Annotated in this window: 28 protein-coding genes; 9 read left to right on the top strand and 19 right to left on the bottom strand. The window is 67.7% G+C overall.

Annotated features, from left to right (window positions below; all coding sequences use genetic code 11):
• Positions 1 to 85 precede the first annotated feature (85 nt).
• Complete coding sequence (locus PV646_RS42685; protein ID WP_500348652.1) at positions 86 to 592, top strand: hypothetical protein; 507 nt, start codon at positions 86 to 88, stop codon at positions 590 to 592.
• A 153-nt stretch (positions 593 to 745) separates the two neighbouring features.
• Entirely contained in the window at positions 746 to 1,357 is a 612-nt protein-coding gene (locus tag PV646_RS42690) for a cyclase (protein WP_500348653.1), read from the top strand.
• A gap of 30 nt (positions 1,358 to 1,387) precedes the next feature.
• Here the strand turns inward: PV646_RS42690 and PV646_RS42695 are convergent, their stop codons facing one another.
• Positions 1,388 to 1,780, bottom strand: coding sequence for a MarR family winged helix-turn-helix transcriptional regulator (locus PV646_RS42695; protein WP_500348654.1), 393 nt, complete (start codon positions 1,778 to 1,780; stop codon positions 1,388 to 1,390).
• A gap of 28 nt (positions 1,781 to 1,808) precedes the next feature.
• A complete protein-coding gene (locus PV646_RS42700; protein ID WP_500348655.1) occupies positions 1,809 to 2,423 on the bottom strand; it encodes a DJ-1/PfpI family protein in 615 nt (204 codons plus the stop codon).
• Positions 2,424 to 2,485: 62 nt separating this feature from the next.
• Between PV646_RS42700 and PV646_RS42705 the strand changes: the two genes are divergently transcribed.
• Complete coding sequence (locus PV646_RS42705; RefSeq protein ID WP_500348657.1) at positions 2,486 to 3,256, top strand: enoyl-CoA hydratase family protein; 771 nt, start codon at positions 2,486 to 2,488, stop codon at positions 3,254 to 3,256.
• Here the strand turns inward: PV646_RS42705 and PV646_RS42710 are convergent.
• From PV646_RS42710 to PV646_RS42725, 4 genes are all read right to left on the bottom strand, one after another.
• The gene (locus tag PV646_RS42710; protein WP_500348659.1) at positions 3,253 to 3,597 is read right to left on the bottom strand and encodes a hypothetical protein; all 345 of its coding nucleotides are present in this window, start codon (positions 3,595 to 3,597) and stop codon (positions 3,253 to 3,255) included. The two genes, PV646_RS42705 and PV646_RS42710, sit on opposite strands and share 4 nt — an antisense overlap.
• Positions 3,598 to 3,712: 115 nt before the next feature.
• Positions 3,713 to 3,976, bottom strand: a complete 264-nt coding sequence (locus PV646_RS42715) for a barstar family protein (protein ID WP_500348660.1) — start codon at positions 3,974 to 3,976, stop codon at positions 3,713 to 3,715.
• Positions 3,973 to 4,416 carry a guanyl-specific ribonuclease gene (locus PV646_RS42720; protein ID WP_500348662.1) on the bottom strand — a complete coding sequence of 148 codons (444 nt, stop codon included), beginning with the start codon at positions 4,414 to 4,416 and terminating at the stop codon, positions 3,973 to 3,975. The genes PV646_RS42715 and PV646_RS42720 overlap by 4 nt, the downstream gene beginning before the upstream one ends.
• The gene (locus PV646_RS42725; RefSeq protein ID WP_189159877.1) at positions 4,413 to 4,619 is read right to left on the bottom strand and encodes a hypothetical protein; all 207 of its coding nucleotides are present in this window, start codon (positions 4,617 to 4,619) and stop codon (positions 4,413 to 4,415) included. The genes PV646_RS42720 and PV646_RS42725 overlap by 4 nt, the downstream gene beginning before the upstream one ends.
• A gap of 70 nt (positions 4,620 to 4,689) precedes the next feature.
• Between PV646_RS42725 and PV646_RS42730 the strand changes: the two genes are divergently transcribed.
• Positions 4,690 to 5,658 carry a zinc-binding dehydrogenase gene (locus tag PV646_RS42730; protein ID WP_500348664.1) on the top strand — a complete coding sequence of 323 codons (969 nt, stop codon included), beginning with the start codon at positions 4,690 to 4,692 and terminating at the stop codon, positions 5,656 to 5,658.
• 59 nt (positions 5,659 to 5,717) lie between these two features.
• Complete coding sequence (locus PV646_RS42735) at positions 5,718 to 7,136, top strand: amino acid permease (protein ID WP_500348665.1); 1,419 nt, start codon at positions 5,718 to 5,720, stop codon at positions 7,134 to 7,136.
• Here PV646_RS42735 and PV646_RS42740 read toward each other — a convergent pair.
• From PV646_RS42740 to PV646_RS42755, 4 genes are all read right to left on the bottom strand, one after another.
• Positions 7,111 to 8,640, bottom strand: coding sequence for a DUF885 domain-containing protein (locus tag PV646_RS42740; RefSeq protein ID WP_500348667.1), 1,530 nt, complete (start codon positions 8,638 to 8,640; stop codon positions 7,111 to 7,113). The genes PV646_RS42735 and PV646_RS42740 overlap by 26 nt on opposite strands.
• Positions 8,640 to 10,163, bottom strand: a complete 1,524-nt coding sequence (locus PV646_RS42745) for a DUF885 domain-containing protein (RefSeq protein ID WP_500348668.1) — start codon at positions 10,161 to 10,163, stop codon at positions 8,640 to 8,642. Before PV646_RS42745 ends, PV646_RS42740 begins: the two co-directional genes overlap by 1 nt.
• A gap of 10 nt (positions 10,164 to 10,173) precedes the next feature.
• Positions 10,174 to 11,220 (bottom strand): NAD(P)H-dependent flavin oxidoreductase, encoded by a 1,047-nt coding sequence (locus PV646_RS42750; protein ID WP_500348670.1) that lies wholly within the window; start codon positions 11,218 to 11,220, stop codon positions 10,174 to 10,176.
• A gap of 130 nt (positions 11,221 to 11,350) precedes the next feature.
• On the bottom strand, positions 11,351 to 12,820 hold the full coding sequence (locus PV646_RS42755) for a chitinase (RefSeq protein WP_500348671.1): 1,470 nt from the start codon (positions 12,818 to 12,820) through the stop codon (positions 11,351 to 11,353).
• Between the two features lie 99 nt (positions 12,821 to 12,919).
• On the opposite strand from PV646_RS42755, the gene PV646_RS42760 reads away from it, so the two are divergent.
• Positions 12,920 to 13,351, top strand: coding sequence for an HD domain-containing protein (locus tag PV646_RS42760; RefSeq protein WP_500348673.1), 432 nt, complete (start codon positions 12,920 to 12,922; stop codon positions 13,349 to 13,351).
• A gap of 73 nt (positions 13,352 to 13,424) precedes the next feature.
• Positions 13,425 to 13,652: a hypothetical protein gene (locus PV646_RS42765; protein WP_452253246.1), complete on the top strand. Its 228-nt coding sequence runs from the start codon at positions 13,425 to 13,427 to the stop codon at positions 13,650 to 13,652.
• 54 nt (positions 13,653 to 13,706) lie between these two features.
• Here the strand turns inward: PV646_RS42765 and PV646_RS42770 are convergent, their stop codons facing one another.
• Complete coding sequence (locus tag PV646_RS42770; RefSeq protein WP_500348674.1) at positions 13,707 to 14,318, bottom strand: class I SAM-dependent methyltransferase; 612 nt, start codon at positions 14,316 to 14,318, stop codon at positions 13,707 to 13,709.
• 121 nt (positions 14,319 to 14,439) lie between these two features.
• Positions 14,440 to 16,275, bottom strand: a complete 1,836-nt coding sequence (gene lepA / locus PV646_RS42775) for a translation elongation factor 4 (protein WP_500348675.1) — start codon at positions 16,273 to 16,275, stop codon at positions 14,440 to 14,442.
• 89 nt (positions 16,276 to 16,364) lie between these two features.
• Between lepA and PV646_RS42780 the strand changes: the two genes are divergently transcribed.
• Positions 16,365 to 16,787 carry a type II toxin-antitoxin system PemK/MazF family toxin gene (locus tag PV646_RS42780; protein ID WP_500348677.1) on the top strand — a complete coding sequence of 141 codons (423 nt, stop codon included), beginning with the start codon at positions 16,365 to 16,367 and terminating at the stop codon, positions 16,785 to 16,787.
• On the opposite strand, the gene PV646_RS42785 is transcribed toward PV646_RS42780, so the two are convergent.
• The 7 genes from PV646_RS42785 to PV646_RS42815 all read right to left on the bottom strand — a co-directional run bounded on the left by PV646_RS42785 (position 16,772) and on the right by PV646_RS42815 (position 22,967).
• A complete protein-coding gene (locus PV646_RS42785; RefSeq protein WP_500348679.1) occupies positions 16,772 to 16,948 on the bottom strand; it encodes a DUF397 domain-containing protein in 177 nt (58 codons plus the stop codon). The genes PV646_RS42780 and PV646_RS42785 overlap by 16 nt on opposite strands.
• Entirely contained in the window at positions 16,923 to 17,768 is an 846-nt protein-coding gene (locus tag PV646_RS42790) for a helix-turn-helix domain-containing protein (protein ID WP_500348681.1), read from the bottom strand. Before PV646_RS42790 ends, PV646_RS42785 begins: the two co-directional genes overlap by 26 nt.
• Positions 17,769 to 17,827: 59 nt before the next feature.
• Positions 17,828 to 18,670, bottom strand: coding sequence for a transglutaminase family protein (locus PV646_RS42795; RefSeq protein WP_500348683.1), 843 nt, complete (start codon positions 18,668 to 18,670; stop codon positions 17,828 to 17,830).
• Positions 18,671 to 18,672: 2 nt separating this feature from the next.
• Positions 18,673 to 19,620: an alpha-E domain-containing protein gene (locus tag PV646_RS42800; RefSeq protein ID WP_500348685.1), complete on the bottom strand. Its 948-nt coding sequence runs from the start codon at positions 19,618 to 19,620 to the stop codon at positions 18,673 to 18,675.
• Positions 19,621 to 19,633: 13 nt separating this feature from the next.
• Positions 19,634 to 21,268 carry a circularly permuted type 2 ATP-grasp protein gene (locus PV646_RS42805; RefSeq protein WP_500348687.1) on the bottom strand — a complete coding sequence of 545 codons (1,635 nt, stop codon included), beginning with the start codon at positions 21,266 to 21,268 and terminating at the stop codon, positions 19,634 to 19,636.
• A 104-nt stretch (positions 21,269 to 21,372) separates the two neighbouring features.
• Positions 21,373 to 22,170, bottom strand: a complete 798-nt coding sequence (locus PV646_RS42810; protein ID WP_500348688.1) for an MBL fold metallo-hydrolase — start codon at positions 22,168 to 22,170, stop codon at positions 21,373 to 21,375.
• Positions 22,167 to 22,967: an alpha/beta hydrolase gene (locus tag PV646_RS42815; RefSeq protein WP_500348690.1), complete on the bottom strand. Its 801-nt coding sequence runs from the start codon at positions 22,965 to 22,967 to the stop codon at positions 22,167 to 22,169. The genes PV646_RS42810 and PV646_RS42815 overlap by 4 nt, the downstream gene beginning before the upstream one ends.
• 139 nt (positions 22,968 to 23,106) lie before the next feature.
• On the opposite strand from PV646_RS42815, the gene PV646_RS42820 reads away from it, so the two are divergent.
• A complete protein-coding gene (locus tag PV646_RS42820; RefSeq protein ID WP_500348692.1) occupies positions 23,107 to 24,054 on the top strand; it encodes a helix-turn-helix domain-containing protein in 948 nt (315 codons plus the stop codon).
• Positions 24,055 to 24,169 lie beyond the last annotated feature (115 nt).

Here is a 24,169-nt window from a genome sequence, read left to right on the forward strand (position 1 = left end):
AGCGCGTCTGACCCCAACTCCGCCGATTCCACCCGACGCCGGACCTCGGCGTGGTACCAACTGCGCGACGACACCGGGGGGCGACGTGCACAGCGATCCACACCAGTTCGACCACAGCGTTCGGGACGGCATCTTCGACGGCAGCGCCGACGACATCCAAGACCTCGACCACGGCTACCGCGGCTTCGAGCCCTTCCCGAACTCGCGGGACCACGACCGCTACAGCCACCGCCACGACATGTCCGGCGCACCCGCGTGGGTCAAGGTGCTCCTGTGGACCGGCGCCCTCCTCGCGATAGCGGGCCTGGGGGTCCTCATCCTCGGCTTCGTCACGTCGCTCGACGGCCCCGACCCGACCACCACCCGCCTGACGCCCGCCTTCCCCACCGCCGACCTACCGCCAGACTTCCCAGTCGAAGCACTCCCACCCGAGCTCCAGGCCCCCACCGTGCGGGCCTTCCCGACCCAGGGCCAGCACCCCGCACCGAGCGTCGGCGGCCCGAACCTGGGGCTGGGCTTCGGACTCTTCTTCGCGGGCTTCGTGCTGTCGGCGATCGGCGCGCTGGGCCACAGCACGTCCACCCGGCGCTGAACCGCCACTTCCGGCCGCCGCCACAAGATCGAACCGACAGCGCCGATCGGGCGATGTGAAGTGTGAACTGTTGACGTGAAACCTACTCATGAGTAGTCAGTTGACTACGCCGCGTGCTTGGAGTGTCCCTCGTCCACTCATCGGGGAGAGGCCATGAAGCTAGCCGGAATTGCCGCAGCCGCACTGGTACCGATGCTGATGTTCGCCGTCAACGCGTCAGCAGCTCCGCAGACGATCACCTACAAGCTCCGCGCGACTGCCGTCGGGCAGACGTCGGACTTCACGCTCGACCAGGGTGTCGACGCTTCGGCGCCGGCGACCGTCGCTCCCAACGGGGCCGTCAAGGTCACGATCGACCCCGCTCCCAACAAGATTCCGACCGAGGCCGGCGGACGTCAGGTGCGGGAGATCAAGGGCCTCGCGCTCCGGCTCCCCGTGCCCGCCAACTCGAAGTTCACCTCCGCGTCGCTGTCCGGCGGTTCGGGACTGGGTGGCACGCCCACGGTTGCCTTGCAGGGCAACGACGTCGTGCTGAACGTGCCTGGTCCGATCAAGGGCGGCGCCGACTTCGAACTGCCGACCGTCACCATCAACCTGCAGGCGGGCGGCACCGGGACGATCACCACGAAGCTGGGTGGCACCAGCTACGACGCCCCGGGCCTCACCTTCACCGCCGTCGTCGTGGTCATCGGGTTCCCGATCAACGCCGCCGCGAAGGGCTACCCGGACCCCAGCCCCGTGCTGACCACGACCACGATCGGCTAGTTACCCCGATGCCCAACCCCCTGCCGGGCATCAGGAACTAGCCGCGACCAGAGCGGTCATCGTGGCGAGCGTCGTGCGCAGGTCTTCCAACGAGACCTGCGCACTGACGCGGTTCGCCCACTCGTGCTGCGCGTCCCGCAACCGGGCGATGGCGGCATATCCCTCTTCGGTCGGCCGCACCAGCTTCGCGCGGGCGTGTGCCGGGTTCGGCAGGTACTCCGCCAAACCCTTGTCCACCAACAGGTCCGCGATCCGCTGCACGGACTGACGGGTCAGCCCCATCTCCCGTGCCACGCCCGAGACGGACAACGGCTCGCGCAGCACCGCGCCGAGCACCTGCCACCACGCCGCAGTCAGGCCCACCGGCTTCGTCATCACCTCGGCCGCGTCGAGAAACGCCCCGTACAGACGGAAAGTCCTCATCACGACGTCGGTCAAAACGTCACCCGACTCACTCCTGGACACTCGCCACCAGCTTCCCGAACGCCTCGACGGTGTCGTCGCGGTTGAACTCGTACCAAGCGTGCAACGTCCCCGGCGAGAACGTCTCCAGCTCCGCCAGCACCTCACGCGCGAACTCCAGCGCCGACGCACCACCCGCCGTGATCACACCATCAGAGCGCACCACGCGTTCGTCGCGGTACAGCGCCGCGCCGCCGTAAGAACCAAGCCCCTCAGGGAAGTTCGACGTGTGCGCCACGTCGTCGAGCAGCCCCTCGGCCGCCAGCGCGACCGTCGCACCGCAGATCGCCGCGATCGGCTTGCCGGCCTCGCGGAACCGCCGCGCGAGCTTCCCGAACGCCGCCAGCGAACCGCTCTCCCACCCGTCGCCGCCCGGCATCACGAGCATCGCCGCGTCGTCCAGCGAGACCTCGGAAACGGAGACGTCCGGCAGCATCCGCACACCGCCGACCGTGCGGATCGGGTCCGTGGTCAGCCCGACCGTCCGGATCTCGTACCGCCCCGGCTGCTGCTGGAAGTTCTGGATGCTCACCTGCGCGGCCACGTGGCCGTACTCCCAGTCGGCGAGCTGATCGGCCAGGACGAGGTACACCTTCTGTGTCATGACAGTAGACTGTCATTAACGACAGCATGCTGTCAAACAACCGCCCGGCTAAGGTCAGCGGCATGGCAGACGAGCTGGTCCACTACGAGGTGCAGCGTGGCATCGCGACGATCACGCTGGACTCTCCCCACAACCGCAACGCGCTGTCCTCGCAGCTGCGCCGGGAGCTCAAAGACCACCTGAGCAACGCGGCGAGCGACGACGGTGTGCGCGTGGTCGTGCTGACCCACACGGGCTCCGTGTTCTGTTCCGGCATGGACCTCAAGGAGGCAGCCGGGGCGAGCGCGGGCGACCAGGGCGTCAACGAGTTCCCCGCGATCCTCGAGCAGCTCTGGACCAGCCCGAAGCCGGTCGTCGCCGCACTCAAGGGGCCTGCTCGCGCGGGTGGCGTCGGCATCGTCGCGGCGTGCGACATCTCCATCGCGGACGTCAAGGCGACGTTCGCGTTCAGCGAGGTCCGGATCGGTGTCGTGCCGGCCGTCATCTCGGTGACGGTGCTGCCGCGGCTGCTCCCCCGCCAGGCCCACGAGCTGTTCCTCACCGGCGAGACGTTCGACGCGCAGCGGGCCAAGGAGATCGGCCTGCTCAACTCCGCGACGGACGACGTCGACGCGGAGGTCCGCCGCTACACGGACATGCTCGCGCTCGGCGCCCCCAACGCACTGGCCGCCACCAAGGAGATGCTGCAGCAGGAGAGGTCCACGAACCTCGGCGAGGTCTTCGCGGACATGCTGAAGCTCTCAGCGCGGCACTTCGGTGGCCCCGAGGGCCAGGAGGGCATCACCGCGTTCAAGGAGAAGCGCAAGCCTTCGTGGGTGCCCGCCGAGAGCTAGAACCACCCGGTGCACTCGATCAGGCCCTGCGAGGACCCGCAGGCGCGCATGAGCCTGCCGTCGTTCTTGAACGCCTCGGTGTACTTCGCGGAACCCGAGTCGATCCTGGTGTAACCGAGGAAGCCCTCGTGCCCGTTGGCCGAGGGCTCCTTGCGGTCGGTCCAGATCTCCTCGCCCGGCGTGCCGTGGGAGATGCGCCCCCACGCGCACTTGGACTTGTTCGACGCACGCAGCTCGATCACGCGGCCGTTGCGCATGGTCACGGGGTTGTCGCCGTCGACGGTCTCGAACGGCGTGAAGGGCCCCTCCTGCGAGCAGTCGGGGTCACCGGCGAACGACACCGCCGGACAAGAGATCGAAACAACCGCGACGACGCCGAGCGCACAGCTCAAGCGACGGAAATGCGTTCCCATGGAATGGCACTGTCCACTCCGGACGCCAATACCGCAGCGCCTGTCACCGTTCTGTGCGAATCACGCGCACTTTCCGGTCACCCGTTTCGGCGGTCTGCTTCGCAGCGTCACGCAGCACCTCCAGCACGGAGGAGTCCAGGTCCACGGGCACGACCAGCACGTACTCCCCCGCGGGCATCCACGAGAGATCGGTCAGGCTGTCGTACAACGCGTCGAGGTTCTGCCCGAACCACTCGGGGAAGTCGAGCGCCGCGGCAATGGCCGAGATCGCGGCTTCCTTTTCCGAAACGAGAATGTGCCGTTTCATTTGTTCACGTCCACCACGACGAACGACGAATAGTGGTCGCCGGTGTAGAAGACTTCCTTTTCCGACCCGGTGACGATCCGCCGCGCGCCCCGGTCGGGACTTCCCGGCGTCGGCACGGTGTACTCCTTGTAGTACCCGGAGTCCTTGGCGGGCAGCCGCTTCTCGCGGTTCTGGAACGTCACGCCGTCGTTGCGCGGGTACGGGAACGGGCCCTTCGCCTCGATCAGCTTCCACGTCTTCGACGCCTCGGCGGGCAGCTTCGACAGCGCCTGGACGTCGAGGCCCGACTTCCCGCCGGGAACGGCGAGCTGCGAGGCCGACGGCGCGATGCTCGCGGGCGGCGTCTCGGGGTTCGAGGCGGTGTCCTTGAAGAACCACCCGACCACGACGAGGGCAACGAGCCCGACCAGTGCGACGGTCAGGCGACGACCAGGACTCACGCGGCGACCTTCTCCGGTTCGGGCTCGGGCTCGGGGACCGACGCCGGGTTGTTCGCTCCCCAGTCAGCCACCCTGTCGATCAGCCGTGCGACGCCCAGGCACAAGGGCAACACCACGATCATCACGACGGGGAACTGCACGGCGACGGGCAGCTGCACCAACCACAGCTCGACCCCGTCCCACCACTGCACAAGCCAGTCCACGCCCCCGAGAGTAGTCGCGTGACCCGAGTCACGGCATTTGGCCACGATCCAGGTGGGTATGTTGCGAACCATGTTCGCCGTTTACGCAGCAGAACCCAGTCCTGAGAACCCGCTGGCCTCGCTTCGCGTGGGCGAGCGCCCCGAGCCCGAGGTCCCCTCCGGGTGGGTGCGCGTCGCGGTGAAGGCCGCCAGCCTCAACATGCACGACCTGTGGACGTTGCGCGGGGTCGGCATCAAGCCCGAGCAGTTCCCGATGATCCTGGGCTGCGACGGCGCCGGTGTGCTCGACGACGGCACCGAGGTGGTGCTGCACTCCGTCATCGGCGACCCGAACTGGGCCGGCGAGGAGACGCTCGACCCGAGGCGCACGCTGCTCACCGAGAAGCACCAGGGCACGTTCGCCGACTACGTGGTCGTGCCGGCCCAGAACGCGCTGCCCAAGCCCGCCGACCTGTCGTTCGCCGAGGCCGCCTGCATGGGCACGGCGTGGCTGACCGCGTACCGGATGCTGTTCGTGAAGTCCGGCCTGCGCCCCGGTCAGACGATGCTCGTGCAGGGTGCGTCGGGCGGTGTCTCGACGGCGCTGATCCAGCTCGGCCGCGCCGCCGGGTTCCGCGTGTGGGTCACGGGCCGCAGCGAGGAGAAGCGCGCACTGGCGAAGAGCCTCGGCGCGCACGACACGTTCGAGTCCGGCGCCCGACTGCCCGAACGGGTCGACGCCGTGTTCGAGACCGTCGGCAAGGCCACCTGGTCGCACTCGATGAAGGCCCTCAAGCCCGGCGGCATCGTGGTGATCTCCGGCGCGACGTCCGGTGACGCCTCGGCGGCCGAGCTCCAGCGGCTCTTCTTCCTGCAGCTCCGGGTCGTCGGCTCGACCATGGGCACGCGCGAGGAACTGGGCGACCTGATGCGGTTCTGCGCCCTCAACGACCTCAAGCCGCAGATCGGCGCCGAGCTGAAGTTCGAGGACGCCGAGCAGGGCCTGCGCTCGATGCTGGAGGGCGACACCGCGGGCAAGATCGTCTTCAGCCGCGCGTAAAAAGGCACAAAACGCCCTGCTGGTCAGCGGGTGCGCGCGAACCGCGTGACAGTGATCCCATGACTACGCAGGGCGTTTTCCGGCGCAAGCCCATAGAACAGATCGCCGAGGACAAGGGCGACGGGCTCACCAAGACACTGGGCCTGTGGCAGCTGACGGCGATCGGCATCGGCGGCATCATCGGCGCGGGCATCTTCTCGCTCGCGGGTGCCGTCGCGAACAAGACGGCCGGCCCCGCCGTGCTGATCTCGTTCCTCGTGGCCGGCATCGCGAGTGCGGCGGCGGCGTTCTCCTACGCGGAGTTCGCGGGCCTCATCCCGAAGGCCGGCAGCGCCTACACCTACGGGTACGCGGTGCTCGGCGAGATCGTCGGCTGGTTCATCGGCTGGGACCTGTTGCTCGAGTACACCGCGATCGTGGCGGTGGTCGCGATCGGCATCTCCGGTTACTTCACCGAACTGCTGTCGTTGCTGAACATCCACCTACCGCAATGGATGCTGGGCGCACCGGGCACCGAGACGGGTGACGTCGCCTCGGGCACGTACAAGGTGAACCTGTTCGCGGTCCTGCTGTGCCTGCTCATCGCGTACGTGCTGAACACGGGCATGAAGAACGCGGCACGGTTCGAGACCACGCTGGTGTACCTGAAGATCGCGGTCGTGGCGCTGGTCATCGTCGTCGGCGCGTTCCACATCGACACCGCCAACTACAACCCGTTCTTCCCGTTCGGCATCTCGGGTGCGCTCACGGGTGCGGCGACGGTGTTCTTCGCGGTCTTCGGCTACGACGCGATGTCGACGGCGGCCGAGGAGTCCAAGGACTCGCAGCGGCACATGCCGAAGGCGATCATCTACTCGCTCGCGGTGTCGATGGTCCTGTACGTGCTGGCCTGTCTGGTGCTGACCGGGATGGTGAACTACAAGGACGTCGACGCGGAATCCGCGTTCGCCACGGCGTTCGCGGACGTCGGCCTGCCCGCGCTGGGCATCATCATCAGCGTCGGCGCGATCCTCGGCATCACGACGGTGCTGTTCACGTTCCTCATGGGCGCGGCCCGCGTCGGCTACTCGATGAGCCGCGACGGCCTGCTGCCCCAGTGGTTCGCGAAGTCGCACCCGGTGAAGCGCGTCCCGACGCGCATCACCTGGGTGCTGGGCATCGCCTCCGCGATCATCGCCGGTTTCCTGCCCATCGCGGAGGCCGCCGAGCTCACCAACATCGGCATCCTGCTGGCGTTCGTCGTCGTGTGCATCGCCGTGATCGTGTTGCGCTACAAGCAGCCCGACCTCCCCCGGACGTTCAGGACGCCGGGCATGCCTGTCGTGCCGATCATCGGCGTGATCTTCTCGATCTGGCTGATCACGTTCCTGACGCCCGAGACCTGGCTGCGGTTCGCGGTCTGGTTCGTGATCGGCCTGATCATCTACTTCGCGTACTCGAAGAAGCACTCCGTCATGGAGCGTCGCTCCAAGCAGTGACGATCTGGTCGAGGGTGGAGAGCGGCACCGCGCCGCTCCCCACCACCAGGTCGTGGAACGCGCGGATGTCGAAGCGGTCGCCCATCTTCGTCTCCGCCTCGGACCGGATGCGCAGGATCTCCAGGCGCCCCACCATGTACGCGAGCGCCTGACCCGGCATCTCGATGTACCGGTCGATTTCCGAGATGATCTCCGGCTCCGCCATCACGGTGTTCTCGCGCAGGTAGTCGATGGCCTGCTGCCTCGACCAGCCCAGCGCGTGGATGCCCGTGTCGACGACCAACCGGCCCGCGCGCATCGCGTCGAGGCCGAGCATGCCGAGGCGTTGCTCGTCCGACGAGTACAGGCCCATCTCGTCCGCGAGGCGCTCGGTGTAGAGGCCCCAGCCCTCCAGGTACGCCTCGATGAACGCGAACCGGCGCATCTCGTGCATGTCCGTCTCGGCCGCGATGCTCACCTGGTAGTGGTGACCGGGCACCGCCTCGTGGAACGCCGTCGCCTCGGACAGCGTGCGGCTGCGTTCGGTGGCGCCCAACGGGTTCAGCCAGTAGATCCCCGGACGGCTGCCGTCCTGCGCCGCCGGCATGTAGAACGCGATCGGCGCCGTCGAGCGGCCCGCCTCGTCGACCAGCCGCACCTGGCACTCGGACTTCGGCATGCGGCCGAACCACTTCGGCGCCTCGGCCTGCGCCCGCGCGATCGCCTCGACCGCGCTCTCCACCATCTGGTCCTCGTTGTCCCACAACAGTTCCGTGCGCAACCGGTGGAAGATCTCCGGCACGTCCGAGGTGCCCCACAGCCGCGAGCCGATCTCCGCGTACTCCTCGCGCAGCCCGGCGATCAGGTCGAGACCCAGGCGGTGCAGCTCGTCCGGCGTGCGATCGGTCGTCGTGTAGACGCGGGCCAGCTTGCGGTAGTTCTCCTCGCCCTCGGGCAACCAGCACAGACCGGCGTGCTCGTCGCCGCGGCCGTCCTCGATCGACGCCAGCACGTCGCGGAACTCGGTGACGGCCGCGCGGATCTCGGCGGAGTGGTCGCCCTCCCACGGCTGCACCGGCGAGTCCAGGAAGGCCTGGACGCGCTGGACACCGGCCTCGACGTGGCGTTGCAACGGCCTGCGGTCGGAGTCGCGCAACCGCTGCGCCGCCTGCCGGACGTAGCGGGGGAACTTGTCGAGCCGCTGGGACACGTCGACCTTCGTCGCGATCATGAGCAGGCCGTTCACCGGCGCGGCCAGGCCCTGCGCGACGGTGTGCTCGACCAGCCTGGCGTCCGTCCGGTCGATGATCGCCCGGCCCTGCTGCCGGATGACCGCGAGCGTCACCGGGTCCTCGTCGCTCGTCTCGGCACGACTCAGGATGTCGGCGATCCGCGCCCTCATCGCTTGTTCGCTCTCGACGCTCAGGTCCTCGAGCTGGTCGTCCCAGCCCGGCAGGCCGAACATCGCGGCGGACAGCGGCGACGAGTCCATCATCGCCTGGAACATTTCATCCGCCAGTGACATCAGGCCCTCCCAGACCATTCGGAAACAAGACCGCCCAGAGTGGACAACGGTACGATGCCGTTCTCCAGCACCAGGTCGTGGAACGCCCTGATGTCGAACTCCTGCCCCATCGCGGCACGTGCGTCGGACCGGATGCGCAGGATCTCCAGGCGTCCGACCATGTACGCGAGAGCCTGTCCCGGCGTCTCGATGTACCTGTCGATCTCGCCATCGATCTCCGAGTGGTCCATCACGGTGTTCTCGCGCAGGTAGTCGACGGCCTGCTGCCGCGACCAGCCCAGCGCGTGGATGCCCGTGTCGACCACCAGCCGCCCGGCGCGCATCGCGTCGAGACCCAGCATGCCCAGCCGGTCCTCGTCCGACGAGTAGAGCCCCATCTCGTCGGCCAGCCGCTCGGTGTAGAGGCCCCAGCCCTCGAGGTAGGCGTCGATGAACGCGAACTTGCGCACGTTCGTCAGCTCGGTCTCGGCGGCGATCGAGATCTGGAAGTGGTGGCCGGGAACGGCCTCGTGGAACGCCGTCACCTCGGACAGCGTGCGGCTGCGGGAAGTGGCGTCGAACGGGTTCAGGAAGTACACGCCGGGACGGGAGCCGTCGAGCGCCGCGTCCACGTAGTACGCGAACGGCGCGTTGGCCCGGTCCTGCTCCGGGGTGAACTGGACCTCGCACCGCGCCTTCGGCAGCCTGCCGAACCAGTTCGGCGCCTCGGCGTTCGCCCTGACGACGGCCTCCGCCGCACTGGTGAGCATGTCGTCCTCGTTGGCCCACAACAGTTCCGTGCGCAGCCGGCGGAAGATCTCCGGCACGTCCGAGGTTCCCCACACCCGCGACCCGATCTCCGCGTACTCCTCGCGCAGCCCGGCGATCAGGTCGAGGCCGAGCTGATGCAGTTCGGCCGGCGTGTAGGACGTCGTGGTGTAGTCGCGGACGAGCTTGCGGTAGTTCTCCTCGCCCTCGGGCAACCAGCAGAGCCCGGCCTGCTCGTCGTCACGCCCAGGCAGGCCCAGCAGGACCTCGCGGTAACGGGCGAACGCGGGACGCAGGTCCGCGTCGCCCTCCCACTCCTGACGGGGCGAGGCGAGGAACCGTTCGACGTGCGCCGCTCCGCTCTCCACGTGCCGGCGCAACGGCCTGCGGTCGGTGTCGAGCAGCCGCCCCGCCACCTGCTCCAGAAAGCGCGGGACGGCGTGCCGCCGCTGCGAGAAGTCGACCTGGGAGGTGTTCCTGAGCAGCAGCGTCACCGGGGAGTTCAGCCCTCTGGCCACGCTGTGCTCCACGAGCCGGGCGTCGATCATGGTGATGATCGACTCGGCCTGGTGCCGGATCACGTCCCGCGACACCGGGTCCTCGTCGCTCGAGTCGACGCGACCGAGGATCTCCGTGAGCCGCGCTCGCAGCTCACGGTGGCCCTCCGGACTGTGGTCCTCGAGCTTGTCGTCCCAGCCGGGAACACCGACGAGCGTGGCGAACAACGGGTTCCAGTCCATCATCGCCTGGAAGGTCTCATCTGAGAGCGAGGTCACGCCGTCCTTCTTAGCCGCGACGGAACCGCTCTGACAACGAATTGATCGTTTCCGTGAGCTCGGTATCGATTCGCCGCACGATCGCACCGGCGGGTTCGGCCGTGGCGAGCGGGTACGTGGTGCCCGCCCACAGCGACATGACCTCGACCTCACCGGTCGCGCGCACCGGACGCGTCAGGTGGTGGACGTTCGGGTACGCGGCGGGCGCGTGCGGGCCGTGCTCGATCAGGAACCTGTTCACCAGGCCTCGCGCGGGCCGTCCGCTGAACGCCCTCGTGAGCGCCGTGCGACGAGCTCCTTCGGCGAGCGCTTCTCGTTGTGCGGCATTGGTTCCCGCCTCCGGGCAACCGAGGAACGCGGTGCCGAGCTGTGCCGCGACGGCCCCTGCCGCCAGCACGGCGGCGACGTCGGCACCGTTGACCAGGCCGCCGGTCGCGATCACCGGGAGGCCGACGGCGGCGCGCACGAGCCTGATCGCCGCGAGGGTGCCGTACAGCTCACCGCCGCCGGGCGAGATGCCGTCGTCGGCGAACGTGCCGCGGTGGCCACCCGCGTCCGAACCCTGCACGCACACGACGTCCGCGCCGATCTGCTGCGCCTGACGTGCCTCGCTGGGGGTGGTGACCGTGACGACGATCGTGGACCCGGCCGCCTTGAGCCGCTGCACGTCGTCGACGTCGGGCAGGCCGAACGTGAACGACACCACCGGAACCCGCAGCGCCAGCACGAGCTCGAGCTTCGCCGAGTAGTTGTCGTCGTCCCAGCGCGGGTCCCCCGGCACAGCGCCGACCTTCTCGGCGAAGGGCGTGATGCGCCGCACGTACGACGAGATGTCCGCTGTCGACCGCGTACCGGGCACGAACAGGTTGACCCCGAACGGTTTGCTCGTGAGCTCACTCGTGCGCGTGATCTTCTCCGCGAGCTGCTCGACGGTGACGTAACCCGCCGCGAGGAACCCGAACCCACCTGCTTCGCTCACCGCGGCGACCAGTTCGGGAGTGGAGGGGCCACCTGCCATCGGCGCGGCGATCACAGGCACGGCCAGCGTGTGGAACATACGGACAACCTAGTTGGATCGGGCGGCAAATGCCTGGTGAAGCCGTGTGTCGTTGATGACGCAAGAACTGCTCCGAACGGACGTCCGGCGCCACGTCCACAAAGGACGTGGCGCCGACCGGTTCCATCATCTAGGGCAGGGAGTCCAGATGAGGAGCGACCGTGTTGGCGAACTGCCAGTTGTTGGAAGCGTCCCAGTTGATCGACCACGTCATGGCGCCGCGGATGGACGGCCAGGTCGTGCTCGGCTTGAACGTCCCGCAGTTCGTACCGCGGGCGAGGCAGCTGAGCGCGTTGTTGACGTTGGACGGCGACTGGTAACCGCCACCGGCACCGGACGGCGACGCGGGCAGGCCGAGGCCCACCTGGTCGGCGCGCAGGCCGGACTGCAGCTGGATGCACGCGAGCGCGGTCAGGAAGTTGACCGTGCCCTGGCTGTGGACCTGCTGGTCGCAGCCGAGCATCGTGCCGGAGTTGTAGTACTGCATGTTGACGATCGTCAGGATGTCCTTGGTCGCCAGCGCCAGCTTGAAGTACTCGGCGTTGACGTTCTGCATGTCGATCGTCTGCGGCGCCATGGTGATGACGGTGCCGCCGCCCGCGTGGATCGCCCGCAGCGCCTGGCCCATGTACTGGGCGTTGACGCCGTTCTCCAGGTCGATGTCCACGCCGTTGAAGCCGTACGACGAGATCAGGCTCTTCACGCTGTTGGAGAAGTTCGTCGCCGCCGTCGAGTTGCCGACGCTGATCGTGCCCTTCTCACCGCCGACGGAGATGATCACCTTCTGACCGCGGTTCTGCACGGTCTTGACGTCCGCGCGGAACTGCGCGTCGGTGTAACCGCCGAGCTGGCTGCTCAGGCCGGGGTCGACGTTGAACGCGACCTGGCCCTGCACCGCCGTGGCGTCGGCGAACGAGACCGCGATGATGTCGTAGGTGGTGGGGACGTCGGCCAGCCTGAGAGCGCGCGCACCGTTGTAGAAGTTCTGCCAGTAGCCCGTCAGGACGTGCTTGGGCAGACCGGTGTTCGGCGGGTTGCCGGTCGTGGTGGTGGTCGTCGTGGTCGTCGTAGTGGTGGTGGTCGACGTCGTGGTGCTCGTGGTCGTCGGCGGCGTGCCGGGACCGTCGAGGCTGACGTCGTCGGCGTAGTACGCGGGCTGGCCGTACCAGCCGTGCAGGTAGATCGTGACGCTGGTGGCGCTGCCGGTCGTGAAGTCCACGGTCAGCTGGGAGAAGCCACTCGTCCCGGGGGTCCAGGTGTTCTTCTCCACGCCACCGGTGACACCCAGGTAGACGTAGCTGCCCTGCACCCACGCGCTCAGCTTGTAGGCCGTGTTCGGTTGCACCGTCACGGTTTGCTGGCACCGCGCGTTGCTCTGCCCGGCGGGAGCGCCCTGCAGTGCGTACGTGCCGGTGCGCTTCGTGCTGTTGGTGACGCTCGTGCCCTCGGTGCAGGTCCAACCACTGAGGTTGCCGGCCTCGAAGCCGCTGTTGGCCGCGAGGTTCGCGGCGGCAGCGCTGCCGTTGATCACCAGCACCAGACCGGCGCACGAGAACAGCGCGGCGAGCAGCGCTATGGCTGCTCGTCTGGCCTTGGACATGGTCCACCTCCACACACTCATGCGGCGGCCATGTTTGTGAGTGGACTAAAAATGGACTAGACCACTGCACTTGGTCAAGCCCTGGTTTAGCTTGATGTCGTGTTCACCCTCGAAGACGCCATCGCACTGGCCACCTCCGCGCACGACGGGCAGGTCGACAAGTCGGGCCGGCCGTACATCGGACATCCGTTGCGGGTCATGGCATCCGTGACGGGCGAGCACGAGCAGATGGCCGCCGTGCTGCACGACGTCATCGAGGACACCGAGGTGACGGCGGCCGATCTTCTCTCTCGCGGCTGCCCGACGGCTGTGGTCGACGCCGTCGTGGCGTTGTCACACTTGCCGGACGAGCCGCAGGAGGACTACCTGAGGCGCGTGGCCGCCAACCCGTTGGCACTCTCCGTGAAGAGGGCGGACATCGGCGACAACCTCTCCCCCACCCGCATGGCCCGTCTCGACGAGGCGACACAAGATCGCCTGAAGGCCAAGTACGCGCGGGCGCTCGGGTTGCTCGAGCAGTACGTGAGCTAACTCGCTTCTTAAACGGTACAGGCCACTTGAACAGGGTGTATTATCGAACCGTAACCAAGATTGGAAGGACGAGATGACCCGCCAAGACCTGACCGTGAAGTCCCTGCGTTCGAGCCTGGCCACGCGCCGCGCGGCTCGTGTGAAGCGCCAGAGCCTCGAACGGCAGTTGGCCAGCTACACCACCGAGAGCGACCGACTCGAACTGGACGCCATCCTGTCGCGCCACAGCGCGGAGGAGACGAGCGAGCTCCGTTCGATCATCAACCGCCAGGCGATGGACCGCCTCCTGCGTTCCGCCTGACGACCATCCCTTGGGCCACCCCGGCAACGATGCCGAGGGTGGCCTTCGCGTTTTCTAGAAGAGCCGCTTGAGGGTGAGGACGTTGTCCTTGCGCATCTCCTGCTGCCCCTCCGGCCCCGTCAGCGGCCGTTCCACCACCTCGTCGGTGATGATGATCCAGTTGTCCTTGAGCCCGAGGTGGTCGAGCACGTCCTTGGTCGTCGGGAAGTAGTAGTCCTGGTGCTCGGACCACGACGGCGCGCCCGCGTGCCCCCCGACGACCAGGTACCCGCCGGGCGCCACGGCCTGCGAGGCCTTCTTCAGGATGCTGTTGCGCTCGCCGTCCTCCTCGACCGGCGAGTGCAGGAACTGGGCGCTCACCAGGTCGTACAGGCCGTCGGGGAACGTGGCCTTGAGATCGTGCTGTTCCACGGAGATCTCCACGCCGGCGTCGTACGCGTGCTTGAGCGCGCGGTCGAGCGCGACCTGCGACACGTCGACCCCCAGCACCCGCCAGCCCCGCTTCGCCAGCCACACGGCGTCGCCACCCTCGGCGCACCCGATGTCGAGCGCGCTGCCGGGCGTGAGCCGTTCGGCCTCGCGCACCAGCAACGGGTTCGGCTTGCCGGACCAGACCTGGTCCCGCTCCGAGTAGAAGGTCTCCCAGAACTCCTGTGCGGTCGTCATGCCTACGACAATGCCCCCGGTCGTGCCAGAACGGCAAACTACGTTGCTGAACCGGCAACGACGTCGACCGAGAAAAGGCCGGACCCGCCACAGCGGATCCGGCCCGTTCAAGCCTGAAGACCTACTTCTTGCCCTTCGGCTCATCCGTCGACAGCGCGGCGACGAAGGCCTCCTGCGGCACCTCCACACGCCCCACCATCTTCATGCGCTTCTTGCCTTCCTTCTGCTTCTCGAGCAGCTTGCGCTTACGGGTGATGTCACCGCCGTAGCACTTGGCCAGCACGTCCTTGCGGATGGCGCGGATCGTCTCTCGAGCGATCACGCGGGCACCGATCGCGGCCTGGATCGGCACCTCGAACTGCTGCCGGGGGATGAGCTCACGCAGACGCGTCGCCATGCGCGTGCCGTACGCGTAGGCGTAGTCCTTGTGCACGATCGCGCTGAACGCGTCGACCGTCTCACCCTGCAGCAGGATGTCGACCTTGACGAGCTCCGCGTCCTGCTCGCCGGACTCTTCGTAGTCCAGCGACGCGTAACCGCGGGTGCGCGACTTCAGCGAGTCGAAGAAGTCGAAGATGATCTCACCGAGGGGCATCGTGTAGCGCAGTTCGACGCGGTCCTCGGAGAGGTAGTCCATGCCGCCGAGTTGGCCGCGCTTGGACTGGCAGAGCTCCATGATCGGGCCGATGTAGTCGGACGGCGCGATGATGGTGCACTTGGTGATGGGCTCGTAGACCTCGGCGCGCTTGCCCTCCGGCCAGTCGGACGGGTTCGTCACGACGATCTCGGCGCCGTCCTCCATCACCACGCGGTACACGACGTTCGGGGCCGTGGAGATGAGGTCGAGACCGTACTCGCGCTCCAGGCGGTCGCGGGTGATCTCCAGGTGCAGCAGGCCGAGGAAGCCGCAGCGGAAACCGAAGCCCAGTGCCGCGGAGGTCTCCGGCTCGTACGTCAGAGCAGCGTCGTTGAGCTGGAGCTTGTCCAGCGCCTCGCGCAGCTCCGGGTAGTCCGAGCCGTCGACCGGGTACAGGCCCGAGTAGACCATCGGGCGGGGCTCGCGGTAGCCGGCCAGCGGCTCCGTGGCGCCCTTGCGCTCCGACGTGACCGTGTCGCCGACCTTGGACTGGCGCACGTCCTTCACGCCGGTGATCAGGTAGCCCACCTCGCCGACGCCGAGGCCCTGCGACGGCTTGGGCTCCGGCGAGACGATGCCGACCTCGAGGATCTCGTGGGTCGCACCGGTCGACATCATCTTGATGCGTTCGCGCGGCGTGATCTTGCCGTCGACGACGCGGATGTAGGTCACGACGCCGCGGTAGGTGTCGTAGACCGAGTCGAAGATCATCGCGCGGGCCGGGGCGTCGTCCTCGCCGACCGGGGCCGGAACCTTCCGCACGACCTCGTCGAGCAGCGCCTCGACGCCGAGACCGGTCTTCGCCGAGACGCGCAGCACCTCGTCCGGCTCACAGCCGGTGATGTGCGCGATCTCCTTGGCGTACTTGTCCGGGTCCGCCGCGGGCAGGTCGATCTTGTTCAGCACCGGGATGATGGTGAGGTCGTTCTCCATCGCCAGGTACAGGTTCGCGAGCGTCTGCGCCTCGATGCCCTGCGCGGCGTCGACCAGCAGCACGGCGCCCTCACAGGCTTCCAGCGCGCGGGACACCTCGTAGGTGAAGTCGACGTGGCCAGGCGTGTCGATCATGTGCAGGACGTGGTCCTGCCCATCGAGCTGCCACGGCAGACGCACGTTCTGCGCCTTGATGGTGATGCCGCGCTCACGCTCGATGTCCATGCGGTCGAGGTACTGCGCCCGCATCGACCGCGCGTCGACCACGCCGGTGAGCTGCAGCATGCGGTCGGCCAGCGTGGACTTGCCATGGTCGATGTGCGCGATGATGCAGAAGTTCCGGATGAGCTCCGGCGGCGTGAACGTCGTGTCGGCGAACGTGGTCAAGGCAGTCCTCAACAGGAAATCGGACGGGTGTCCCCTTATGGTCCCATAGAGGCCGGTGTGCCCTGCACCACTAGGGTGCGTTCGTGCAGATGAACGGTGAAGACCCCCGCCCGGAGAAGGGCGCGGTACGCGAGATCCACGACGCCGCCACGACCGCCAAGCTCGAGTACGAGCCCTCGATGGACGGCGACGCGGACCCCGGCGAGGTCATCTGGGCCTGGGTGCCCTTCGAGGAGGACGCGAACCGCGGCAAGGACCGGCCACTGCTGGTCGTGGGCCGCGCGAAGCGCGAACTGGTCGCGTTGATGCTCTCGTCCAAAGAGCCCCGCGGCAACTTCCTGGAACTGGGCGCGGGCGCCTGGGACCGCGAGGGCAGGCCGTCCTACCTGCGCCTCGACCGCGTGTTCGCCCTCGACTCGGACGACGACCTCCGCCGCGAGGGCGCCGTGCTGGCGCCCGCCGCGTTCGGCCAGGTCGTGGACGTCCTACGCGACCGTCACGGCTGGCGCTGAACGAACGCACGCCACGCGGGTGCGCTGAAGCTCAGCGTGCCCGCGTCGACGTTCTTGGAGTCACGAACCAGCACATCGCTCCTGATCAGCACCTCCACACAGTTGCTGTCCTCGGTGGCGCCGCTGTAGCTGCTCTTACGCCAGGCGCGGTCCCTGAGCATCGAAATCCCCTCGCGGTCGGCCGACGTACTCCGCCAGCTTGCTCCGCGATTGTTCCGCATCCAACGCGACCCGTTCCAGGTGGTCGAAGAGCAGCCGGGTGCGCGCGATGGCCCCGGGATCCTGCACGAACACCTTGGCGACGTCGGTGTCGCTGAACACCACCGGCGCGGCCTTCTCGTACTCCCACAACACGAGACCGGTCGAGGGCACCACGACGTGCGCGGGCACGACCCTGATCAGGTCCGCCTCGAACAGCAACCGCGCGTACTGCTCCTCCATGACGCGGTCGCCGCCGACCAACTGCCGCAACGCGAGCTCATGAACGTAGAACAGGCAGTCCGGCCGGTTGAAGCGCCTCAGGATCGCCTGCCGATCGATGCGGAACTGCACGACCGTCGGGATGCGGTCCTCCGAGATGAACCCGCCGAGCCGGTACAGAGCGTCGGCGTACTCGGCCACCTGCACCAGGCCCGGCACCGCGAGCGGGTCGTAGCTCAGGATCTTCTTGGCCGTCGACTCGGCGAAAGCGAGCGTCCGCAGGTTTCCTGACACCTGCACGATGTACTCGTCGAACGCGTTCTTGTACCGGAGCCGGAACTCCTCGAAGAAGTCGACGTCCTTGCCGCACGCCGTCAGGAACTGGATGAGGTCGATCTCGCTCGCCCGTGCCTTGCCGCGTTCGATGGTCGACATCTTGCTCGGATCCCATCCGAGCCGGATGGCCATCGCCCGGCCTCCCAGATCGGTGCAGGATTCCCTGAGTCGACGCAGCTCATCGCCGAGATCCCGGCTGTACACAGTGGAAGTGATCACAGTCATAGCCCGAAGCTAGGGTTTGTAGCGGGTCCAAAGAAGGCGCTCATTCGGGTGAAAACGTCCTACGCCAGCCTCGTGATGTCGACCGTGACCTCCAGCGCCGTCGCGGCCCCGCCCGAGTAGATCCCCTTCAACGGCGCCACATCCGCATAGTCACGACCCAACGCCACCCACACGTGCCGAGGCCCGACCGGCATCGCGTTCGTGGGGTCGTAGCCCCACCAACCGCCGGTCCACGCCTCGATCCACGCGTGCGACTCGCCCCGCACCGTCTCCCGCAGCGCGCCGTCCTCCTTGGTGTGCAGGTACCCGGAGACGTATCGCGCCGGAATCCCCATACCGCGCAACAGAACCAGGCTGAGGTGCGCGAAGTCCTGGCACACGCCCTTGCGTTCGTGCCACGCGTCGACGGCCGAGCTGTGCACGCCTGTCGAGCCGGGCTGGTACTTGAGCTGTTCCGACACCCACTGCGAAGCCGCCAGCACCGCACCCGACGGCGACTGCCCCTTCTTGAGGTCACGCGCCACCGCGAGCAACTCACGGTTGCGCGGCGTGTAGAGCGTGGGCTCGAGAAACTCCGTGTAGCGGTCGACGATGTTCTCCGCGCGCACGTCGCCCCACGTGCCTGTGGTCACCGGCTCGATCTCCGCGCTCGTCTCGACCACCGACGACGCGACAACCTGCAGTTCTTTGTGCGGCGCATGGAGGTCGAACGACGTGACCTCCGTGCCCCAGTAGTCCGTGTACCGGTACGCACGAGTCGCCGGCGTGGTCTCGACGCGTGAGACGACCACGTTCTGACGGCGGTCACCACGCGGTGTCAGCCGTGCCTCGTTGTACGACTGCACGACCGGTGCCTCGTACCGATAACCCGTCGTGTGCACGACACGCACTCGCCAGCTCATGGTCAGCCCACCTCGGTGTTCGTCCAGGCGACCCACGGCGCCACGTGGAAGTACTGCTGTGACACGGCCTCGCCGACATCACGCACGGTCTTCTGCAGTGCCGCGAGCCGTTTCGGCAGGTCGTCGAGCAGGTCGTGCGGCCGTAGGAACTCGAGCTCACTGCGTGCCTTGCCGAGCAACCGCAACGCCTCCGCACGTGCACCGACACGCACGGACGGTTGGTTCTCCAGTTGCTCCAGGCACGACTCGGCCTGCCTCAGCGCGTGGAACACCGACCGCGGGAACAGCCTGTCCAACAACAGGAACTGCACCACTCTCGACGCGTCCAACGCCCCGCGGTACGTCCTCAGATACGTGTCGTGCGCACCGGCAGACCGCAACACCGTGACCCATCCCGGCGAAGAAGCCTTGTCGCCCACACGAGCCAACAACAGCCGCACGATCATGTCGACACGCTCAACAGACCGCCCCAGAACCAGGAACCGCCACCCGTCGTCCCGCGACATCGTGGAGTCCGCGAGCCCTGCGAACATCGCCGCCCGTTCCTCCACAAAGCTGAAGAAAGCGTGCGGCCCCATCGTGCGCGCGTAGGTCTGCCGTTCCGCGACGGCGTTCCACATCGCGTTGAGGCACTCCCACATTTCGGTCGACACGACCTCACGAGCACCACGCGTGTTCTCGCGCGCGCTGTTGACCGACGACACGATCGAACTGGGGTTGTCCTTGTTGTACGCCACGAGTTCCGTCAGCGACCACACGTCGAACTGGTCACCGCCGGCCGGAGGCGTGATCCCCAGAACCGTCAGCAACTGACGCGACGTCGCGTCAGGGTCGACGGTCGCGTCCTCCAGCAACTGGTGGACCGAGACGTCCAGGATGCGCGCCGTGTCGTCCGCCCGTTCGACGTAGCGGCCGATCCAGTACAGCGACTCAGCGTTGCGTGCCAGCATTTCGCGCGCCTCCTTACTGCTGCTGTTGTTGCTGCTGTTGCTGGGAAGTGGTCAGCTCCGGCCCCTGCTCGGCTGCCGCGGCCTCCATCTGGGACGCTCCGGCGAGCCCGGGCTGCGCCAACTCCCGTTCCTGCGTCGACGACTTCGCCGCCAGCACCCACGTGTCCTTCGAACCGCCACCCTGCGACGAGTTGACGATCAGACTGCCCTCGGGCAACGCGACGCGCGTCAGCCCACCGGGCAGCACGAAGATGAAGTTCCCGTCGTTGACCGCGAACGGCCGCAGATCCACGTGCCGCGGCGCCAGCTTGTCGCCCACCTTGGTCGGCACCGTGCTGAGCTGCACCACGGGCTGCGCGATCCACCCGCGCGGGTTGTTCCTGATCCGCTTCCGCAACGAGTTCAGCTCCCGGACCGTCGCGTCCGGCCCGAACACGATCCCGTACCCACCGGACCCCTCGACGGGCTTCACGACCAACTCGTCGAGCTTGTCGAGCACGTGCGCCCGCTCGTCGGACAACCAGCACCGGAACGTGTCCACGTTGGGCAGCAACGGCTTCTCGCCGAGGTAGTACTGCACGATCTCCGGCAGGTACGTGTAGACGAGCTTGTCGTCCGCCACCCCGTTGCCCACAGCGTTCGCCACGACCACGTTGCCGGCCCGCGCCGCGTTCAACAGCCCCGCGATCCCCAGCACCGAGTCGGGCCGGAAGTGCACAGGATCCAGGTAGTCGTCGTCGATGCGCCGGTAGATGACGTCGACCTGCCGCTCACCTTCGGTCGTCCTCAGGTAGACGAAGTTGTCACGGCAGAACAGATCCCGCCCCTCAACGAGCTCCACCCCCATCTGCCGCGCGAGCAACGAGTGCTCGAAGTAGGCGGAGTTCCCCAGCCCAGGCGTGAGCACGACAACGTTCGGATCCGCAGCGTTGGGCGCGGCAGCGTTGCGGAGCGCACGGAGCAGATGCACCGCATAGTCCCCCACCGCGCGCACGCGATGCCGTGCGAACAAGTCGGGAAACACCCGAGCCATGGTCCGCCGGTTCTCCATCACGTACGAAACGCCGGACGGACAGCGAAGATTGTCCTCGAGAACCCGGAACGTCCCCTGCTCGTCGCGCACGAGGTCCACACCCGACACGTGGATGCGCACCCCGTTGGGCGGGATGATGCCGGCCGCTTCCCGATGGAAGTGCTCGCAGCTCGTAATGAGACGCCGCGGCAACACTCCATCCCGAACGATCTGCGCGTCGCCGTAGATGTCCGCGAGGAACATCTCCAACGCCCGAACCCGCTGAACAATGCCCTTCTCGAGCTTCGACCACTCCCCGGCCGTGATGATCCGAGGAATCAGATCGAGCGGAAACGGCCGCTCCTGACCACTCAGCGAGAACGTGATTCCTTGGTCGACAAACGCCCGGCCGAGCGCCTCACTACGCGCGTTCAGCTCGTTGACCTGCGACGGAGCCACCGACTCGTACAGCGCGCGATAAGCACTCCGCACCCCGCTGTCCGTGGAGAACATCTCGTCGTAGGCACCGGCATGGGGTCGTTCGGGATTGAGATAGCCGTTGAACAGCTCACCGAGCCTCGGCGTGGTGACCGTGCGGCTGCGGCGCAGTCCTGAGGTGGGGGCTCGGCGCTCCATGGTCCACATCTTCACCCTGTTCAGGAGGATTTCGCACTAGTCCATCCGGAGAAGAAACTTCCCGGAAACGAAACCCGGCGCTCTCCGGAAACCAGGGCTGCCTGTCAGCGGTCACCTCCAGGTCCGTCCACGCCGACGCCGATCGGCAGCCAGCGCACGAGCTCGCGCACGTCCGGCGCCGCGGCGAAAACGCTCTTCACCGCGGCACGGCCCTGCTGGAAGTGCAGCCAGCCCTCGTAGTGCACGGGAATCACCGTGCGCGGACGGAGAAGACGGCACAGCGCGACGGCGTCGGCGGCGGTCATCGTGTAGCGCAGGGGTCCGGTGACCGGGAAGCGGACGCCTCCGAGGTGCAGGAGGGCGAGATCCACCTCGATCCGGCCGGCGATCTCACGCACGCCGTCGTACAGCACGGTGTCGCCGGAGATCCACAGCCGGCCGTGCTCCTGGCCGTCCCAGCGCAGGGCGAAGCCGATGACGTCGCCCGTGACGGGACGGGACAGGGGTGGACCGTGCCGGCACGGGGTCGCGGTGATCTCGATGGCGGGTCTGCCCGGTGCGGTGAGCCGGGTCGTCGCCCACGGGAGCAGGCCGCGCGCGCCGGCGCCAAGACGCCGGGCGCCCGAGGCCGTGGTGACGACGGTGCCCGCCGTGGGAAGCAGGGCACGGCCGGCGTCGTCGAGGTTGTCCGCGTGGTGGTCGTGGGTGAGCAGGACCGCGTCGATCGGCGGCAGGTCACCGGCCTCGATCGACGGCCCGGTCAGCTTGCGCGACGACGTCCCCCAGCCGAAGTCGTACCTCCGGCCGGGGGCGTCGAACGTCGGATCGGTCAGCAGCCGCCACCCGTGGACCTCGATCAACGCCGTGGGTCCGCCGATGTGGGTGATCCGGACGTCCTTCACGCGGACGGCCAGCCCGCCTGTTCCACCGCCCAGGCGAGGACCTCGTCGGCGATCTGCTCCCAGCCTTCCTGCGCGGGGAGCAGGTGGGCCTTGCCCTCGTACTCCCTGATCTCGGTGACGGTGTCGGACTTGTAGTGCTTGGCGTTCGACCGTTGCACCGACGGCGGCATGATGTGGTCCTCGCTGCCGGACACGAACAGCAGCGGGGCGCGCTTGTCGTTGTGGTAGTCCACGTGAATGTCCTGCGGGCCCGGGATGAAGTTGGCCAGCACGCCGCCCCACAGGATCCGGCCGGACGCCGGGACGTGGTAGCGGCGGTACAGCTCCAGCGACTCCTCCTCGGTGAAGGTGTTGGTGAACGCGTAGCGCCACTGTTCCGGGGTGAGACCGACCGCCTTGTGTCTGTTGGCCGGGTTCTTCAGCACCGGCAACGTCGACTTGATCTGCGACAGCGGAGTGACGAGCACGCCCTCGGTGGGTGCGGAGTTGAGCGCCACGCCCGCCGCGCCGAAGCCGTGGTCCAGCAGGACCTGGGTGAACGCACCGCCCGCGGAGTGGCCGATGATGATCGGTGGTTCGTCGAGTCCTCCGATCACCGACTCGAGGTGCGCGATGACCGCCGGCGCGGTCAGTTCCTCGATCGGCGACGGGTCGGCGTTGAGCGCCTCCACCTCGACCTCGAAACCGGGGTAGGCGGGAGCGACGACCTGGTACCCGGCCTGCTGGTAGCGGTCGATCCAGTGCTCCCAGCTGCGCGGCGTCACCCAGAAACCGTGGACCAGGACGATGGTCTTCATGATGCTGACTCTCCCGAAATGACGAGTGCGAGCAGGCCTGCGCCGAAGCCTAAGATCGGGCCGACACGCCGAATCGGTCCACAGCGCCGTGCCGTCGGCTGACACCGCCACACCGGACAGGGTGAAGGGGGAGGTCCGCATGGCAGTTCTGCTGGACACGGCGACGATTCCGTTGCGGGACAGGCGGGACGCGCTGATCACGACGTTGCGCGACGCGTCGGGTACCTCACGGGTGGAGCCGGCGGACGACGAGCCGGTGCGCGCACGGATCGACCTCTGGTCCTTCGGCACCGCGTCGATCCTGCGCGCGGACTCGAACGGGTTCGCCAACATTGGCACCACGAGGTCCTCGCGCTCGGCATCGGGTGAGCACATAGCCATCGGCGTGCACGAGACCGGCGTGGCCCACTACGAGGTGGGCGCCACCGCCCACACGGTGCGGGCAGGCGAGATCCTGGTGGTGGACGTCGGCCGGCCGTTCTCCTTCGGGTGGAGGGGCCGCGGCGCCGCGCTGTCCCTCAACACCTCGGCCGAGCACCTCGCGCTGCCCGCCGACCTGGTCAGGAGGGCGGGCCCGCGGCTGAGATCGAGCCCGTTGTTCGAGCTGTTCAGCCGCCACATCCTGGACATCACCCGTAACGCCGACCTGCTCAGCCCTGGCCCGGCCGCCGAGATGCTGGGGGCGGCGAGCATTGAACTGGCCCGCGCCCTCATCGCCACGGCGGCCGACAACGCGGCGGGTGCCCGTGACGTCCTCGAACAGACCCTGGTCGTCCAGGTCCGCGCGTACGTGCGTCAGCACCTGCGCGATCCCGATCTCAGTCCGGGCACCATCGCCACCGCGCTGGCCTTGTCGCCTCGGCACCTGCACCGCGTCTGCGCGAACGCCAACCTGCGCCTGGAACAGTGGATCATCGCCAGCCGGCTAGACCACGCGAAGGCGGAGCTCGTCCACCCCAGTTCGCGGCACCGTTCGATCGCCACGGTCGCCCGGAGTTGGGGTTTCAAGGACCCGACTCATTTCGCGCGCCGGTTCCGGATCGCCTTCGGCATGCTGCCCAACGAGTGGCGGCGGAGCTGCGACTGATCTTCCCGTGAACAGTAAAAAGCCCTGCGGGGAGCGCTTGTGGCGCTCAACCCGCAGGGCAAATTATGTTCGGCGGCGACCTACTCTCCCACACCGTAACCAGTGCAGTACCATC

The organism is Streptomyces sp. ID05-26A, from assembly GCF_033794685.1.
In the GTDB taxonomy this organism is placed as follows: domain Bacteria; phylum Actinomycetota; class Actinomycetes; order Mycobacteriales; family Pseudonocardiaceae; genus Lentzea.

Excerpts from the sequence above, each read along its gene's own strand:
- PV646_RS42690 (WP_500348653.1), top strand. The coding sequence starts at position 746 with ATGAAGCTAGCCGGAATTGCCGCAGCCGCACTGGTACCGATGCTGATG.
- PV646_RS42695 (WP_500348654.1), bottom strand. The coding sequence starts at position 1,780 with ATGAGGACTTTCCGTCTGTACGGGGCGTTTCTCGACGCGGCCGAGGTG.
- PV646_RS42700 (WP_500348655.1), bottom strand. The coding sequence starts at position 2,423 with ATGACACAGAAGGTGTACCTCGTCCTGGCCGATCAGCTCGCCGACTGG.
- PV646_RS42705 (WP_500348657.1), top strand. The coding sequence starts at position 2,486 with ATGGCAGACGAGCTGGTCCACTACGAGGTGCAGCGTGGCATCGCGACG.
- PV646_RS42715 (WP_500348660.1), bottom strand. The coding sequence starts at position 3,976 with ATGAAACGGCACATTCTCGTTTCGGAAAAGGAAGCCGCGATCTCGGCC.
- PV646_RS42730 (WP_500348664.1), top strand. The coding sequence starts at position 4,690 with ATGTTCGCCGTTTACGCAGCAGAACCCAGTCCTGAGAACCCGCTGGCC.
- PV646_RS42735 (WP_500348665.1), top strand. The coding sequence starts at position 5,718 with ATGACTACGCAGGGCGTTTTCCGGCGCAAGCCCATAGAACAGATCGCC.
- PV646_RS42740 (WP_500348667.1), bottom strand. The coding sequence starts at position 8,640 with ATGTCACTGGCGGATGAAATGTTCCAGGCGATGATGGACTCGTCGCCG.
- PV646_RS42750 (WP_500348670.1), bottom strand. The coding sequence starts at position 11,220 with ATGTTCCACACGCTGGCCGTGCCTGTGATCGCCGCGCCGATGGCAGGT.
- PV646_RS42755 (WP_500348671.1), bottom strand. The coding sequence starts at position 12,820 with ATGTCCAAGGCCAGACGAGCAGCCATAGCGCTGCTCGCCGCGCTGTTC.
- PV646_RS42765 (WP_452253246.1), top strand. The coding sequence starts at position 13,425 with ATGACCCGCCAAGACCTGACCGTGAAGTCCCTGCGTTCGAGCCTGGCC.
- PV646_RS42770 (WP_500348674.1), bottom strand. The coding sequence starts at position 14,318 with ATGACGACCGCACAGGAGTTCTGGGAGACCTTCTACTCGGAGCGGGAC.
- PV646_RS42780 (WP_500348677.1), top strand. The coding sequence starts at position 16,365 with ATGAACGGTGAAGACCCCCGCCCGGAGAAGGGCGCGGTACGCGAGATC.
- PV646_RS42785 (WP_500348679.1), bottom strand. The coding sequence starts at position 16,948 with ATGCTCAGGGACCGCGCCTGGCGTAAGAGCAGCTACAGCGGCGCCACC.
- PV646_RS42790 (WP_500348681.1), bottom strand. The coding sequence starts at position 17,768 with ATGACTGTGATCACTTCCACTGTGTACAGCCGGGATCTCGGCGATGAG.
- PV646_RS42795 (WP_500348683.1), bottom strand. The coding sequence starts at position 18,670 with ATGAGCTGGCGAGTGCGTGTCGTGCACACGACGGGTTATCGGTACGAG.
- PV646_RS42800 (WP_500348685.1), bottom strand. The coding sequence starts at position 19,620 with ATGCTGGCACGCAACGCTGAGTCGCTGTACTGGATCGGCCGCTACGTC.
- PV646_RS42805 (WP_500348687.1), bottom strand. The coding sequence starts at position 21,268 with ATGGAGCGCCGAGCCCCCACCTCAGGACTGCGCCGCAGCCGCACGGTC.
- PV646_RS42815 (WP_500348690.1), bottom strand. The coding sequence starts at position 22,967 with ATGAAGACCATCGTCCTGGTCCACGGTTTCTGGGTGACGCCGCGCAGC.
- PV646_RS42820 (WP_500348692.1), top strand. The coding sequence starts at position 23,107 with ATGGCAGTTCTGCTGGACACGGCGACGATTCCGTTGCGGGACAGGCGG.